This window comes from Lactococcus taiwanensis, assembly GCF_014905395.1.
Classification (GTDB): Bacteria; Bacillota; Bacilli; order Lactobacillales; family Streptococcaceae; genus Lactococcus; species Lactococcus taiwanensis.
In genome coordinates this window covers 67,246-81,919 of record NZ_BNDT01000002.1, presented here as the reverse complement: position 1 = coordinate 81,919, position 14,674 = coordinate 67,246, and the positions used below count along the sequence as shown (strand labels likewise).

The window sequence follows — 14,674 nt, the reverse complement described above, 5'->3', positions numbered from 1 at the left end:
AAAAAATATATTTTGAACAAAGTTAAGAACTAATCAATACTATGATCAATTAGTAAGGCTTCTCTTTTACTTAGTAAAAGAGAAAGGGTATACCCTTTTGAATATTATTTATTTTCGATGAGTTTGAATGAACTCCAAGGTTTCAAGAAATCAAGGAGGAATAATTCATCATCAGAGATGCGTCCTACTACATTAACACGCCCATCGTTTTCCATTTCACGTAAGGCAATCTGAGTTTCCCCTTTATATTGACCGTAGCCTTCGTTGTCAATAAGAAGATCTCCCCGATGGATGGGTTCAGTATCATGGGCAGGAAAATCAAGTGCTTTATAGATCACTCGAGTCATTGTTGAGCGAAGCATATAGGCTGATTTATCCCCCCGATAGCTATGTGTGGCTTCAAAGAGACATTTTCGCTCATTCTCCGTAATGGTTTCACGTGGAACGACTTTTATCTCTGGCATAGCTGCATTGAAGGCTTGACTCATTGCTTGCAACTCTGCTTCACTGGCGTAAGCATTCGCTATGGTGATGTCATCAATACCACCGAGCAGCTTATAATGTTTAACCTGCGTTGCAATGTCTAAGGTACGATGAGCTTCTAAAGTACAAAGTCCATCTTGTGTTGACCATGGCCCAAATGTGGCTGCATGAGAGTTAACAAAAGCCATGGTATTAAGATTGTAACCCTTGAACTTTTCAGTACATTTGAGATAATGGTTAAATTCTAGACCTGTGTAGCGATGCGGATAGAAATTATGACTTCCAAGCAAGTTTTCTACATTTGGCGAATAATCCATAATCGAGTCTACATAAGTTGTACCTTGACTCATGTTAATTTCAATCTTGATGCCATAGGGATTACGTGTCATGCGAGCTTCTTCCGCACCAGTAAAGCCGATATCTAGGCGTATTCCATCTGCTCCCATCTCATGAAAAAAGCTCAAATCATCGTAGCTAATCTCCAGTTGATCAAAGAGGCCTGGATTAATATCAACCATAACTTCCATGCCTAGACTATTGGCATAAGCAACAACTCTTTTAAATCCAGTTAAGACAGTCTCTTTATCTCCATCAATTTCTAACAGTGAGGTAAAAACACGTTTGAAACCATAGCGATGTGCCAAATCCAAATATGCCTTATCTGCTTCAAAGTTAGACCGTTCTGGATAAATGGAAACTCCTAATTTTCCCATCTTCTCTCCCTTTTCTAATTTTTTTATATTTCATTTTTAATACTGAAATAAAGCTTAACTCTATGATAAGGTTTTCATAAAGAAAATGCAAGCGCTATCCTCGCGAAAAAAACATGTTTCTTAAATTGAAACAATAAAGAAAGATTCTTATTTTTAGATAGGTTTGGCGCTTTCATAAAATAAGAACGAAAGGTTACAACAAAATCTGACTATACCAATTTAGTGTAGTTATATACTTGTAATCTCTGCTTTTATCCTCTCTTCTTAAGGTGACCTTCTTACAAAAAAAGTTACTGACCGCTCTGTCAGTAACTTTTTTAGAAGTATTCACGCAAAATAGCTTGCTCTTTCCGTAAGATTTTGGCAGTAAATTCACCAATAGACATTTTTTCTGGCTGGCCTTCGCCAAAAATCCGATGATTTTCAGGTAGAATCTCGTCAATAATTTCCACTGGAAAATCTGGTGGCCCATAACTTTCCAAAAAGGCATCTAAATTAACAATCCTTGCTTGCATATAAGGCAGTAAACTAATCTTAGCATGTTGTGGTTCACGCATATCTTGTTCCAAAGTCGCATCACTTGGCGCTTGCCAAACTACTTCAGAAAAAGCCCCCGCGTGACTCGCAATAAATCGATAAAGTCCTTGTTTAGCCTCATCAGTTAAAGTGATTAACTCACGTATCACAAAATCCATCCCAGAAAACTCATAAATCAAGTACCCTAATGCTTTTCCCTCTTCCCGATAAACAGCAAAATAAGGTTGGGATTTGTATTCAAAATAATAATGCCACTGTTCCACGCTACGAGCAAGAGAACCTTTATTATAAGCAGACTCATGGATTTTCATCAGATCTGTAAGCGTCTCTGAACTGCTCATAAGTGGACTGACAGCGCCGTCAGTAGCAGGTTCTTTACTGCTGATCTGCTCCCGAGAAACCCTCCCAATTGTTCGGCGTCCTTGAGGGAAATCTTGAGCAGGCAGACGGTAGAGTTTTTGCTCAAAAGCATAATGATAACCAAATTTGCCATAAAACTCGTAAGAAAAAGGAGCCAAATATGAAAATACTGTGCCCGCTTCATAATTATCGCGCAAAAGCTCCGTCATAAGTCCCCGGATTGCACCATTACCTCTGTATTCAGGATAACTTGCAACGTAACCAACACCTGACATTTTCACGCGTTTGCCCCCCCAGTGAACCTCAAAATGAGAATCAATAACCATTGAAGTCAAGGCACTAGCCGAACGGTGCGTATAGGGCGTGGAAAAATTTAGAAGTGCAGAAAATGCCCGTTCCCGTTCTGGTGTACGTTTCTTGTGAAAGGCATAAATAGAGAGGTCCAAAAGCTCTTTACTTAAAATTGTAGTCGTATTCATGAGTTCATTTTAACATAAAGCTAAAAAAATGAGAAACTTTTTATGTTAGCGTTTTCTAACCTCCCAACTAAAAAACAACCTTTTGGTTGTTTTCTCTTAAACTTCAGACAGTTAATTCAATTTCATTTTTTTCAGGGTCGAGAATGACGGCTTCATAATAACCATCTCCCGTTGTACGGGGACCAGATTTTATAGTGAAACCCTCTACAACAAATCGGGCCACAAGCTCGTCTACTTTTTCCTTTGTCCCCAGTGAAAACGCCAGATGAGCATACCCCGTACTGACGGCTCGGTCAGAGCTGTTCAATCCTTCTTTTGTCCCTATTTCTAAGCGCGCACCATCAGAAAATGTTAAAAAGTAGGATTGAAAAGTCGTCTTTGGATTATGGTATTTTGCACCAGCCGTTGCCCCAAAATAAGTCATATAAAATTGACGCATTTGTTCCAAATCTTGAACGAAAAGTCCGACATGTTCTATCTTCATCGTCATATCCTCTCTCAGCGACTGACCTGTCCGTTATAAGCCCGATTCATGTTATCCAACACCGCAAGCATTTGCCGCTTTTTTAAACGACCAAGAAAGAACCCAACGACCTTATCATTGACCATTTGGATAAACCCATTTGAGGTTTGTTGCTCTTGGATGTGGACTTCCGTGCTGCGATCATCTATTTTATGGAGTTCCCATCGCGTTACAAAGGTATTGCGATTTGTTTTAGTAGTAAAATCATAAACACTAGGTTCTAATAATTCGTTTATCCGGATTGTTCCTCGCTGATTTTTACCGAAATTTTTAGTGTATTCAAAGCCATTAAGATTACGTATTTTAGGGCGTTTCCCTGTATTTTTTTCTATATCAAATAAACATGAATCCACAATTTTTTCAAATATAAAATCACGCGGGGCATCAATGGTTTTATTAATTTTCATGACTAAATCATCTCCTTGGGCATTTTCTCTAAGCCTATTCTAACAAGATTAAAACTTCTTTGCAAGCACTTTCACGTTTCCAAAACTGAAATAAGTTTTTTATTTAAAGAAGGGCAGAGTGACAAAGAGAACAAGTAACACTAAAAATGCACCAGTAGCAAAAATTCGGAATTGTGCCGGGATAGAAGGTTTAAAAGCTTTAGGTGGTAGGATTGCCGCCAATAAAACCCCACCGATAGCCCCACCAACATGTGCCCAAATACTGACATTGCCTAGTGAGAAAAGGTTAAGAAATAAATTGGCGATAATTAGGACGGCAAATGTTTTTCCGATTTGTTGAAGAAAGGGGTGTTGGGTAAAATAACCAATACCTGCTACTGCTGCAAAGAGGCCGAATAATGAAGTCGATGCACCTGCAGATACGATATTAGGGGTTATCAAAAAGACTAGGGCATTCCCAAAAATCCCTGACAAAAGATAGATGAGAGTAAATCTTAACCACCCAAACACATTTTCTACTTGGCGACCGATAAAAAAGAGTGTTGCAGTATTCATCAAGAAATGTGCCCAACCAATGTGCACAAAAATGGGGGTAAAGAGGCGCCATATCTGGCTTGGATCTTGCAGAATCGCTGGACCAAAAAATGCCCCAGCGTTGAAGAGGTTGATTGTGGAGGTAGCTTGCGCACCAAAACTGAAAAATTGCCACAACCACACGAGTGTAGTCAAGAGGGAAAGGACATAAGTCGCTTTGTAACGGGTAAAATCTCGCTTTATTTCATTAAAATTCATTTTTTTCTCCTATAAACATATGTTGGACAGGCTTATCATGAGGTTCAGGTTGAAAATCATTCCTTTGAAAATCGTAAAGTACTGAAGCAGTTTGTCCTGAAAAATTAGCTAAATAACGGTCATAATAGCCTCCACCAAAACCAATACGGTAGCCATTTGTATTCCAAGCAAGGCCAGGAACGAGTATCAAATCTGGTTCTATTGCTTCAGTCGCTGTAGGTTCAAGCAGACCAAACGTAGAACGTTGCAATTGATTTTTATCATAGTTAGCAAACATTAATTGACGCTGGGGCAAACATTTGGGAATAAGAATCGTTTTTCCTTGTTCTTCTTCAAAGAGCAGTGTCAGATCAAATTCCTCAGGCATGGGCATATACAGCGCCACTTTTTCAGCCTTTTTCCAAGCAGGTGATGCGGTAAGCTGGGCAATTACCTGCTTTGTTTGACGTTTTTTTTGATCAGTTGGAAATATTTTTAACTTTTTGAACACTTTTTCGCGAATTTGGGCTTTACTTTCCATACTAACTATGATAACATGAAAGTGTAAGTTTTTGTTTTACGATTAGTTCTGCGCTTTTGGGTTCATTCCTATTCAAGATTCAGATTTACAAATTTTATAATAAGGAAGTACCAAAATATGGCTCAAGGAACTGTAAAATGGTTTAACGCAACTAAAGGCTTCGGCTTTATCACTACTGAAGAAGGAAACGATGTCTTCGCTCACTTCTCAGCTATCCAAACTGACGGCTTCAAAACACTTGACGAAGGTCAAAAAGTAACTTTTGAAGTTGAAGAAGGCCCTCGTGGACCACAAGCTGTTAATATCCAAAAATAATTAGCGCTTGAAGCCTGCCATTATTGGTAGGCTTTTCTTTTTGCATTTTTTTACAAGCAAATAATCAACTTTTATTCCAATAGAGTTAAAGCTAGAGACGGTTTTTTTGTCATCTTTCTTAAAAAGGCAGTTGAGTCCTTCTTTTCCCTTTTTATTCAAGTTTTTTGTTTTTGTACATAAAAAAGCGCTATTTTACAGAAAATAACCTTGTAAAAAGCCAAGAAATAAACTAAAATAAAGAAAACAACTACGTTCATTTAGGGAAAACATGAAAGATTTAACAAAAGGAAATATTTTAACAGGGCTTATCGCTTTTACTTTGCCCCTCTTGTTAGGGAACTTTTTTCAAGTTCTCTATAATACAGCTGATACACTGATCGTTGGGCAAACACTTGGAAAAAATGCACTGGCATCTGTTGGTGCGACCGGCTCTATCAACTTTTTAATTGTCGGCTTTGCCCAAGGGATGACTGCTGGCTTAACTATTTTGACTGCGCAGCGGTTCGGTGCAAAAGACCATCTAGCGATCAAAAAATCTTATGTGACTGGTCTTTACTTCACTGTAGCGGTCTCGATTTTACTGAGTATTCTCTCTATTATTTTTGTGGGACCACTTTTACAACTCATGCAGACACCCGCAGAAATCTTTGAAGGGGCTAAAACTTTCATGAGAATTATGCTGGGTGGGATGATTGCGACTAATCTCTACGCTTATCTGTCAAATGCTTTACGCGCGTTGGGAGATTCCAAAACACCACTTTACGCCTTGATTGTCGCCTCGATTCTGAATATCGGCTTCGAATACTTTGCCATCTTAGTTTTAAAACTTGGTTTAGCTGGGGCAAGCAGTGCGACAATTTTAGCCCAGACTATTTCCGTTCTCTTTCTTTTGTGCCATATTAAACGTAAAGTCCCAGAATATCATCTCAATCGCGCTCTTTGGCACATAGATCGCCAAGAAATATTGCATCATGCGCGTTTAGCCGTCCCAATGGGTTTTCAGTCAAGTATTATAGCGATTGGCTCTATTACGTTGCAAATTGCCCTTAATAAAATGGGAACTGACGCCGTCGCCACTCAAGCCATTGTCTCAAAAATTGACCAGCTAGCGATGCTCCCCATGATGTCAATGGGACTTGCGATGGCTACTTTTGGCGCTCAAAATTATGGTGCCCGACAGTATAAGCGTATTAATCAAGGCTTAATACGTGCTTTAGCTATAGCTGTAAGCTGGTCAATCGCCTTTGCCTTACTTTTGAATATCGCACATTTCTATTTTACTACGGCCTTTATCTCAGCGAGCCAGACCGCTGTTATTGAGATGTCGAGTCATTATTACTTGGTCAACGGAAGTTTCTATTGGCTTTTGGCCATCTTGTTTGTTACACGCTCAACAATTCAAGGACTAGGAAACGCCAAAATTCCCACACTCTGTGGTTTTGCAGAACTCTTTATGAGGGCGGGCGTTGCGATTATAGGGGTATTACTACTTAATTATACAGTCATTATTGCAAGTAATCCCGCCGCTTGGATCGGCTCCACTTCGATTCTTATTCCCACGACCCTGCGTATGATTAAACGTTTCCGTCGTAATGAAGATTTATATGAAAAAACCGCCTAAAAGGCGTTTTTTTATTTCATCACTGACTGACAGCCCCGTCAGCATCCCTTTTGCGGTAGTATTCAGGTAGAAGCAATAGACCAGCATCTTCAAAAGCTTTAGCCACTTGTAAGAGTAGAATTTCTGAATTTTTCGGTCCCCAAAGTTGAACACCTAACGGGAGATTTGTTTTTTCATTGACATAAATCGGCAAGGATAAGGCAGGTTGCCCTGTTAAGTTACTGATGAAGTTATAAGGTGTAAAAGCTAATGAGCGAGCAAAAGCTTGCTCAATAATTTCCATCTGTTTCTCAAAATCATAATGGGCAATCTGGTGCAATTGCTCTAAAACTTCAGGACTTATGAGTTCTTCACCAATTTTGGGTGCAGTCTTGGCAGTTGTAGGGGTAAGGAAGAGGTCATAATCTTGATAAATTTTTTCTGAAAACAGTTCTGCCGTAGCATCCCAGCGCACAAGTGCATCAATATAGCTAGTCACTGGTACTTTTCGCCCCGCTTCTAAAAGCGCATAGCTGAGTGGTTCAATCGCAGGTGGTGTTATTTTTTTACCTGTAGCTTTTTCCAAGGGTTCTAACATAGCCAGGGTTTCAGCTGCATTCATTTGATAGTAAGTACGTATAAGAGCTGTAGCTTCCAAGGGAAAGGGAACTTGCGTTACTTCATGTCCTTGGTCTTTTAAAAATTGTACAGCTTTTCGCACAGCCTTAATGGCATCTTCCGAAAGTTCCACCCCTTTTATCGGACTTTCAAGTGAAAAAGCGATTTTTTTATTACTGACAGGCCTGTCAGTAGTCTCACAAAGTTCGATTAACTGTTGCTCATCCACTAAGGGTGCTTGATAAGGCGCTCCCTCTTGGACGGTTTGTAATTCTAACAAGAAACGTGCCGTATCCCGAACAGATACATTCAGAGCTCCTGTAATAGCTGCTCCTTGCCAGCCTCGGTAATAACCTGGCCCTTGTGGCATTCGCCCTCGTGTCATTTTTAGTCCGATTAAACCCGAAAAGGAAGCTGGAATCCTTATCGATCCTCCACCATCTGAGGCACCAGCGATACTGAACATCCCTGATGCCACAGCAGAGGCTGCTCCACCAGAAGAGCCCCCTGAATAATACGCTGGGTTCCAGACATTTCTTGTGTCTCCATAAAGTTTAGAGTCTGAGATATTTTTAAAACCAAATTCGGGTGAATTGGTCTGTCCATAAGGTGTAAGACCAGCTTGCATAATTCCTTTAACGTAGTTATCATCAGCCTCAGCCGTTACATCCGCAAACAGAAGTGAGCTAGATGTATCAGGGAGCCCTTCATGCGTCTGTCCCAACATTTTTAAAGCAAAGGGTACACCAGCGAAAAAGCCTGGTGTCGTCTGTGCAAGATCCTGTTTAGCTAAAGACAAATCCTCTGCTACCACAGCGTTATAAAGAGGATTGAGCTGCTCAATCTTCTCTTTTGTCATCTCTAATAATGTTTCTGCGGACAGAGCTCCTGATCGGATTTGGTTTGCCCAAAAGGTCGCATCTTTAATTTCTGGCATCCGTTTCTCCTTTAAAATATGATAGGGACAAGGATCCCCTATGGAAGGTGCGCTTAACTTCATTCTACCATATCCAAGAAAAAATAATAAAACACACACACTTCTAAAAGAAGGTGCGTGTGTTATATTAAAAATTATCCAATTCTTGATACAAAAGTTTTTGCGCAACCGTTGGGTTAGCTTGTCCTTTAGTTGCTTTCATTAATTGACCAACCAAAGCTTTCGCCGCATTTTGCTTCCCACCACGATAATCGGCTACAGATTGCTCATTCTTAGCAAATACATCATGAATGATTGGCAAAAGCACAGCAGGGTCAGAAATTTGAACCAAACCAGCTTTCTTGACAAATTCTTCGGCAGAACCACCATTTTTTGCTAATTCAATAAAGACTTTTTTAGCAATTTTTGAAGAAATAGTGCCATCTGAAATCAAACGAATCATTTCTGTCAGATTTTCTGGAGTTAAGCCAATCTCATGAAGTTCTTTTTTCTCGCTGTTTAGGTATTGCGCTACTTCACCTTGCAACCAATTTGAAACCAATTTAGGGTCAGTATCAAATTTGACCGCTTCATCAAAGAAATCAGACACTTCTTTCGTTGCGGTCAACTGACGCGCATCGTAGTCTGACAAGCCCAACTCATTGATGTAATGCACCCGACGAGCGCTTGCCGTCATTGGCAAACTTTGACGCATTTCTTCAATCCATTCGTCAGAAATTTCAAAACGAGGGACATCTGGCTCTGGGAAGTAACGGTAATCAGAAGCGCCTTCTTTAACACGCATCAAAATTGTTTCACCCGTTTTGTCATTAAAACGACGTGTTTCTTGACGAATTTCGCCACCAGCGCGCAAAATCTTAGCTTGACGAGCGACTTCAAAGTCCAACGCTTTTTTGACATTGCTAAATGAGTTCATGTTTTTAACTTCTGTCTTCACCCCAAAAGCTTCTTGGCCATAAGGACGGAGCGAAACATTGGCGTCACAACGCATTGAACCTTCTTCCATCTTCACATCAGAAATTCCTGTGTAAAGAATGGCTTCTTTAAGAGCTGTCAAGTAGGCATAAGCTTCCTCAGGAGTGCGCATATCCGCTTCTGAGACAATCTCAATCAATGGTACTCCTTGACGATTCAAATCGACATAAGAATAACCATCCGTTCCGTGCGTATTTTTCCCAGCATCTTCTTCTAAATGAGCGCGCTCAATGCGAATCGTCGCTTTATGGCCATCTTCAAGTTCAATTTCAATGGAACCATTGTAACCAATTGGCTCATCAAATTGTGAAATTTGGTAAGCTTTGGGATTATCAGGATAGAAATAATTTTTGCGGTCAAAATGCATTGATTTGTGAATATCCATATTCAAAGCAAGCGCCGCTTTAATTCCGCTATCAATTACCCCTTTATTCATTACTGGTAAAACACCAGGAAGTGACCAGTCAATCACATTTGTATTTGTATTAGGGTCTCCACCAAATTTTGTTGAGGCGGGACTGAAAATTTTTGAGTTTGTACTTAACTCAACGTGGACTTCAAGCCCAATTACTGTTTCAAAGTTCATTATTTTCTCCGATACTTTCTTTAAGAAAGTCAAATTATCCTAGTCAATATATTGTTTTCCGGTTTTTGACAATTTTTCAAGCAAACTAAGTTGTGACATGGTCGTTCTTTTTACTGACAAGTTTGTCAGCTCTGAGCGTTTTATAAATTTCGTTTCTGAAGTTTCACTATTTTCCAGAAAATCAATGGATAAAGCTTTACACTTAAAAATAAATTTATAATATTGCTTTCCTTGCGGTTGCCATTTATCCGTATCGAAAATTGCTAATAATCGTCCGATCTCTCCAGAAACTCCAGCTTCCTCTTTCAACTCCTTAAGTAGATTTTCACTTGGGGTAAATCCAATCTCACCATATCCACCTGGTAAGGCCCAGTCTCCCTGCATTTTATCCCGAACAAAGAGTATCTCTTTTTCTTCATTTTGAATAAAAGCCCGCACATCAATCATCGGTGTCGGATAAGAATTATTTGGACGAAAGAGAGCTGTCAGCTCCTCTTTCGTCAAAGTCGTTGAATGCTCTAGAAGTTGAGATGAGATCGCTTTGATTTCCTGATAACGTTCAATATCAAAGATATCTTTCCCGTAATAAAGTCCTGCATCAGCAACTGCATTTAATCGCTTGATTAATTCGTCAAATTCCATTTTTTATTTTCCAAAAATAATCGGTTGTTTTTTGTGGAAATCAGTAGTTGCTTCAAAAGCAGCCGCTACTTGATAAATCGTTTCTTCATCGTAACGTTTACCAATTAATTGCATTCCCACAGGTAGTCCATCGGCAAAACCAGCAGGAATTGAAATTCCTGGAAGTCCAGCTAGGTTGACTGGAATTGTCAATAAATCCGCCAAATACATTGAAAGTGGATCATCAACACGTGCTCCCAAGTCCCAAGCTGGTGTCGGAGTGGTTGGGCCTAAGATTAAATCATATTTTTCAAAAACTTTTGCAAAATCATTGATGATTAAAGTACGAACTTGACCTGCTTTTTTGAAATGTTTATCATAAGAACCTGCTGAAAGACTAAAAGTTCCTAACATAATTCGACGTTGGACTTCTGGACCAAAGCCTTCAGAACGAGATTTCACATACAAATCTTCAAGATTTTTGATGTCTTGTGCACGATAACCATAACGAATACCATCAAAACGTTGAAGATTTGAGCTGGCTTCAGAAGAGGCAATAATATAATAAACGGCAACACCATATTTACTGTGAGGAAGACTCACTTCTTCAACGATGGCACCCAATTTTTCCAAATGTTTAGCTGCTGCCAAGATTTGTTCTTTTACTTTTTCATCAATTCCTTCACCAAAATATTCTTTAGGTAAAGCAATTTTCATTCCTTTAATGTCTTGACCAATTTTACTTGTAAAGTCAGGAACTGCAACATTTGATGATGTGCTATCATTTTTATCAAAGCCAGAAATAACATTCAAAAGTTGAGCATTTTCTTCAACTGTTGGCGCCAATGGACCGATTTGGTCTAATGATGAAGCAAAAGCAATCAAACCAAAACGACTCACACGACCATAAGTTGGCTTCAAACCAACAATCCCATTGAACGCGGCAGGTTGGCGAATTGATCCACCCGTATCTGAACCCAATGATAAACGAACTTGACCAGCAGCAACTGAAGCCGCAGAACCAGATGAAGAACCGCCAGGTACTTTTGTTTGATCCCAAGCGTTTTTGGTTGGCTTAACTGAAGAATTTTCACCAGAACCACCCATCGCAAACTCATCCATATTGAGTTTACCAATTGTAATTAACCCAGATGCGCTCAATTTATTCGCAACCGTTGCATTATAAGGCGGAATCCAACCTCCAAGAATTTTTGAAGCAGCTGTTGTTTCAATTCCTTCTGTAACAATATTATCTTTGACAGCAATTGAGATTCCGTCAGTCACAACGTCTGGATTAATGCCACGAGCATCAATTGCGGCGGCATCTTGCAAAGCTTTTTCTTCGGTAATGCTCAAAAAAGCATCAATCTGAGGTTCACGCGCTTTGATGTCAGACAGGGTTGATTCAGTCAACTCCACTGCTGAAATTTCTTTATTAACAAGCAACTCATGAAGTTCTTTGATTGTTTTATTATTGTATGACATTAAGCATCTCCTCCATCAGAAAGCATCGCTGGAACTTTGATAAAGCCGTCTTCTTTTTCAGGAACGGCTGCCATGAGTTTTTCACGGTCAAGTCCTTTTTCTGCCACATCTTCACGCATGAAGTTGAGATTGTCTGCTACATTCATCGTAAACGCTACACCATCAGTGTTCACTTCGTCTAACATTTCAACCATATCGATGATTTTTCCAAATGTATCGGTGAATGATTCTACTTCATTTTCCGAGAACTCAAGCTTGGACAAAAGTGCCACGTGCTTGACTTGCTCCTCTGTAATTTGACTCATATTTTTAATCTCCAGTTTTTTAGAGTGTATTCTTGTTAATTATAACAAAAAATCACGCTTTTAGCAGGCTACCAGTAACTTTACAACATTCCTTCATATTTTTTACTGACTGCCCTCTTTTAAACGCTGATCCATTCGAAAAGTGCTGACAGCTTATTACGTCAGCAAATTTTTGATGCATAAAAACCTCCCATCGAGGACAGGAGGTTATCGAAGTCGTATTCTAACTACTGAGGTTTTTAGTCCCTAGCTTTTAGAAATTACGTCCAGCAAGTTTATCAAACAAACCTGAGTTAAGGACTTTCAGATAAGTCCCTTTCATACCAAGTGAACGAGATTCAATCACACCGGCAGATTCAAGTTTGCGTAAAGCATTAACAATCACTGAGCGTGTAATTCCGATTTTATCAGCAATGACTGAGGCAATAACGTGGCCTTCTTCTCCATCAAGTTCTTCAATAATGGCTTTCACGGCTTTCATTTCTGAGTAAGAAAGTGTATTTACCGCCATCGTCGCCATGGTATCTTTACGAATATTTTCTTCCATTTGTTCAAGCTTAAGGTTTGAAAGTTGCACCCCAATTACAGTGGTAGCCAGTTCGACCAAAATAAGGTCATCATCCGTAAATTCTCCGTCTTCACGCCACATAATAAAGGTTCCAAGACGCATGCCTGAACCATAAATAGGCGCCAAAGTTGTCACACCCTTAGGAAAGTTTTCTAAAACTTCTTCTGGGAAGATTGCCAAAGGTTTGTCTACAGGTACGTTAGCCATAGTGTCGTAGATACGAACCGCAGCACGAACATATTCATCTGGTAATTTACGGTCATAGAAAAATTGATCTACACGTTCATTATTCGTATTGTAAGGAAGTGAGTAACCAAGTAACTCACCTTTCGTATTAATCACGCAGGCATTACAGTCAATGACATTTGCTAAGCGTTCCGTCATGCTATTGTATGGAAGCTCCTGTTGCAAATCGGTCACGCCATCTTGCAAAATCGCGGTGATTTTACGTGTTTTTTCAAGTAATGTAGCCACTCTGTTCTCCTAGTTTTTTTATATTATTCATTTTATACAAAATTTTTCATAATTAGTATAACATAAAAAAAGTTGATTGACAATAAAAATTGTCAGAAAATTATTCTCAACAAAAAAAGATATATGAATTATTCATACATCTTCGAGTCTTTAACTATCTACGATACTGTTGCAAGAAGCGTTCCATTTTTTCTTGTATTTCCGCCAGTTCATCTACCCGCGGAAGATAGACAATCCGGAAATGGTCAGGCTCTTGCCAATTGAACCCACGTCCATGCACCAAGAGAATCTTTTCTTGCTTCAAGAAGTCTAACACAAACTGCTCATCATTGTCAATCTGATACATTTCTCTGTCAATCTTTGGAAAAATATAAAAAGCGGCCTGGGGCTTAACTGCTGAGAGACCCGGGATATCGTTAATTGCTTTATAGATGAATTCTCGTTGTTCAAAGATTCTTCCACCAGGCAATAACAGTTTATCGACAGATTGAATTCCCCCCAGCGAAGTTTGCACCACCGACTGTGCCAATACATTTGAACATAGTCGCATTGAGGCTAACATATTAAGACCTTCTATATAGCCTTTTACATGCGATTTTTCCCCTGAGAGCACCATCCAACCCACACGAAAACCAGCGATGCGATGGGATTTAGATAAGCCGTTCATTGTTACTACAAATAAGTCAGGAGCAAGACTTGCAATAGGGATATGCTCTGCACCATCCATTACCAAGCGATCATAAATTTCGTCTGAATAGATGATAAGATTATTTTCACGTGCTACCTGGACAATATCAAGTAGTAAGTCCTTCGAGTAGAGCGCTCCCGTAGGATTATTGGGGTTAATCAGTACAATCGCCTTGGTATTACTCGTAATCTTTGCCCGTATGTCATCAATATCAGGAAACCAACCTGCTTGTTCGTCACAGATATAGTGCACTGCCTTACCGCCTGCTAAGCTCACTGCCGCTGTCCAAAGAGGATAGTCTGGCATCGGAATCAGTACCTCATCACCCGTGTTGAGAAGCCCTTGCATCGCCATGACGATCAGTTCGGAAACTCCATTACCTGTGAAGATGTCATTAATATCAAGATTAGGGAAACCTTTTATCTGACAATATTGCATGATGGCCTTACGTGCTGAGAAAATACCGCGAGAATCTGAGTACCCTTCGCTCTCAACGGCATGCGCCATCAAATCACTGATAACCTCATCAGGCGCTAAAAAGCCAAATTCAGCAGGATTACCTGTGTTAAGCCGGAGTATTTTCTCACCATTAGCACGCATGCGTTGTGCTTCATCAAGCACAGGTCCACGGATATCATAACTGACGTGATCAAGTTTATTTGATTTTTCAAATGTTCTCATATTGGCC

The 14,674-nt window shown here is 39.7% G+C and carries 15 protein-coding genes; 2 read left to right on the top strand and 13 right to left on the bottom strand.

The features are described from left to right. Window positions 1-104: 104 nt before the first annotated feature. The 6 genes from JKP71_RS02715 to JKP71_RS02690 all read right to left on the bottom strand — a co-directional run bounded on the left by JKP71_RS02715 (window position 105) and on the right by JKP71_RS02690 (window position 4,814). A complete protein-coding gene (locus JKP71_RS02715; protein ID WP_200406957.1) occupies window positions 105-1,196 on the bottom strand; it encodes a DUF871 domain-containing protein in 1,092 nt (363 codons plus the stop codon). A 317-nt stretch (window positions 1,197-1,513) separates the two neighbouring features. Beyond that, window positions 1,514-2,572 (bottom strand): GNAT family N-acetyltransferase, encoded by a 1,059-nt coding sequence (locus JKP71_RS02710; RefSeq protein WP_200406956.1) that lies wholly within the window; start codon window positions 2,570-2,572, stop codon window positions 1,514-1,516. A 103-nt stretch (window positions 2,573-2,675) separates the two neighbouring features. Then, window positions 2,676-3,056: a VOC family protein gene (locus tag JKP71_RS02705; protein WP_200406955.1), complete on the bottom strand. Its 381-nt coding sequence runs from the start codon at window positions 3,054-3,056 to the stop codon at window positions 2,676-2,678. A gap of 14 nt (window positions 3,057-3,070) precedes the next feature. Beyond that, window positions 3,071-3,502 carry a DUF3284 domain-containing protein gene (locus JKP71_RS02700; RefSeq protein ID WP_075525163.1) on the bottom strand — a complete coding sequence of 144 codons (432 nt, stop codon included), beginning with the start codon at window positions 3,500-3,502 and terminating at the stop codon, window positions 3,071-3,073. A gap of 99 nt (window positions 3,503-3,601) precedes the next feature. Further along, window positions 3,602-4,294 carry a rhomboid family intramembrane serine protease gene (locus tag JKP71_RS02695; protein ID WP_200406954.1) on the bottom strand — a complete coding sequence of 231 codons (693 nt, stop codon included), beginning with the start codon at window positions 4,292-4,294 and terminating at the stop codon, window positions 3,602-3,604. Further along, a complete protein-coding gene (locus tag JKP71_RS02690) occupies window positions 4,284-4,814 on the bottom strand; it encodes a 5-formyltetrahydrofolate cyclo-ligase (RefSeq protein ID WP_200406953.1) in 531 nt (176 codons plus the stop codon). The genes JKP71_RS02695 and JKP71_RS02690 overlap by 11 nt, the downstream gene beginning before the upstream one ends. A 117-nt stretch (window positions 4,815-4,931) precedes the next feature. Here JKP71_RS02690 and JKP71_RS02685 point away from each other — a divergent pair, with 117 nt between their 5' ends. After that, window positions 4,932-5,129: a cold-shock protein gene (locus JKP71_RS02685; RefSeq protein ID WP_075525160.1), complete on the top strand. Its 198-nt coding sequence runs from the start codon at window positions 4,932-4,934 to the stop codon at window positions 5,127-5,129. A 268-nt stretch (window positions 5,130-5,397) separates the two neighbouring features. Beyond that, window positions 5,398-6,750, top strand: a complete 1,353-nt coding sequence (locus JKP71_RS02680; protein ID WP_200406952.1) for an MATE family efflux transporter — start codon at window positions 5,398-5,400, stop codon at window positions 6,748-6,750. 19 nt (window positions 6,751-6,769) lie between these two features. On the opposite strand, the gene JKP71_RS02675 is transcribed toward JKP71_RS02680, so the two are convergent. The 7 genes from JKP71_RS02675 to JKP71_RS02645 form a co-directional block, all read right to left on the bottom strand. Beyond that, on the bottom strand, window positions 6,770-8,284 hold the full coding sequence (locus tag JKP71_RS02675) for an amidase family protein (RefSeq protein WP_200406951.1): 1,515 nt from the start codon (window positions 8,282-8,284) through the stop codon (window positions 6,770-6,772). Window positions 8,285-8,411: 127 nt separating this feature from the next. Continuing rightward, window positions 8,412-9,845: an Asp-tRNA(Asn)/Glu-tRNA(Gln) amidotransferase subunit GatB gene (gene gatB / locus JKP71_RS02670; protein ID WP_200406950.1), complete on the bottom strand. Its 1,434-nt coding sequence runs from the start codon at window positions 9,843-9,845 to the stop codon at window positions 8,412-8,414. A gap of 39 nt (window positions 9,846-9,884) precedes the next feature. Continuing rightward, window positions 9,885-10,487: an NUDIX hydrolase gene (locus JKP71_RS02665; protein WP_200406949.1), complete on the bottom strand. Its 603-nt coding sequence runs from the start codon at window positions 10,485-10,487 to the stop codon at window positions 9,885-9,887. A 3-nt stretch (window positions 10,488-10,490) separates the two neighbouring features. Further along, window positions 10,491-11,951, bottom strand: a complete 1,461-nt coding sequence (gene gatA / locus JKP71_RS02660; RefSeq protein WP_200406948.1) for an Asp-tRNA(Asn)/Glu-tRNA(Gln) amidotransferase subunit GatA — start codon at window positions 11,949-11,951, stop codon at window positions 10,491-10,493. After that, the gene (gatC, locus tag JKP71_RS02655; RefSeq protein ID WP_075525154.1) at window positions 11,951-12,256 is read right to left on the bottom strand and encodes an Asp-tRNA(Asn)/Glu-tRNA(Gln) amidotransferase subunit GatC; all 306 of its coding nucleotides are present in this window, start codon (window positions 12,254-12,256) and stop codon (window positions 11,951-11,953) included. The genes gatA and gatC overlap by 1 nt, the downstream gene beginning before the upstream one ends. Before the next feature lie 253 nt (window positions 12,257-12,509). After that, on the bottom strand, window positions 12,510-13,298 hold the full coding sequence (gene codY / locus JKP71_RS02650; RefSeq protein ID WP_075525153.1) for a GTP-sensing pleiotropic transcriptional regulator CodY: 789 nt from the start codon (window positions 13,296-13,298) through the stop codon (window positions 12,510-12,512). A gap of 154 nt (window positions 13,299-13,452) precedes the next feature. Then, window positions 13,453-14,667: a pyridoxal phosphate-dependent aminotransferase gene (locus tag JKP71_RS02645; RefSeq protein WP_200406947.1), complete on the bottom strand. Its 1,215-nt coding sequence runs from the start codon at window positions 14,665-14,667 to the stop codon at window positions 13,453-13,455. Window positions 14,668-14,674 lie beyond the last annotated feature (7 nt).

Excerpts from the sequence above, each read along its gene's own strand:
- JKP71_RS02715 (WP_200406957.1), bottom strand. The coding sequence starts at position 1,196 with ATGGGAAAATTAGGAGTTTCCATTTATCCAGAACGGTCTAACTTTGAA.
- JKP71_RS02710 (WP_200406956.1), bottom strand. The coding sequence starts at position 2,572 with ATGAATACGACTACAATTTTAAGTAAAGAGCTTTTGGACCTCTCTATT.
- JKP71_RS02705 (WP_200406955.1), bottom strand. The coding sequence starts at position 3,056 with ATGAAGATAGAACATGTCGGACTTTTCGTTCAAGATTTGGAACAAATG.
- JKP71_RS02700 (WP_075525163.1), bottom strand. The coding sequence starts at position 3,502 with ATGAAAATTAATAAAACCATTGATGCCCCGCGTGATTTTATATTTGAA.
- JKP71_RS02695 (WP_200406954.1), bottom strand. The coding sequence starts at position 4,294 with ATGAATTTTAATGAAATAAAGCGAGATTTTACCCGTTACAAAGCGACT.
- JKP71_RS02690 (WP_200406953.1), bottom strand. The coding sequence starts at position 4,814 with ATGGAAAGTAAAGCCCAAATTCGCGAAAAAGTGTTCAAAAAGTTAAAA.
- JKP71_RS02685 (WP_075525160.1), top strand. The coding sequence starts at position 4,932 with ATGGCTCAAGGAACTGTAAAATGGTTTAACGCAACTAAAGGCTTCGGC.
- JKP71_RS02680 (WP_200406952.1), top strand. The coding sequence starts at position 5,398 with ATGAAAGATTTAACAAAAGGAAATATTTTAACAGGGCTTATCGCTTTT.
- JKP71_RS02675 (WP_200406951.1), bottom strand. The coding sequence starts at position 8,284 with ATGCCAGAAATTAAAGATGCGACCTTTTGGGCAAACCAAATCCGATCA.
- gatB (WP_200406950.1), bottom strand. The coding sequence starts at position 9,845 with ATGAACTTTGAAACAGTAATTGGGCTTGAAGTCCACGTTGAGTTAAGT.
- JKP71_RS02665 (WP_200406949.1), bottom strand. The coding sequence starts at position 10,487 with ATGGAATTTGACGAATTAATCAAGCGATTAAATGCAGTTGCTGATGCA.
- gatA (WP_200406948.1), bottom strand. The coding sequence starts at position 11,951 with ATGTCATACAATAATAAAACAATCAAAGAACTTCATGAGTTGCTTGTT.
- gatC (WP_075525154.1), bottom strand. The coding sequence starts at position 12,256 with ATGAGTCAAATTACAGAGGAGCAAGTCAAGCACGTGGCACTTTTGTCC.
- JKP71_RS02645 (WP_200406947.1), bottom strand. The coding sequence starts at position 14,667 with ATGAGAACATTTGAAAAATCAAATAAACTTGATCACGTCAGTTATGAT.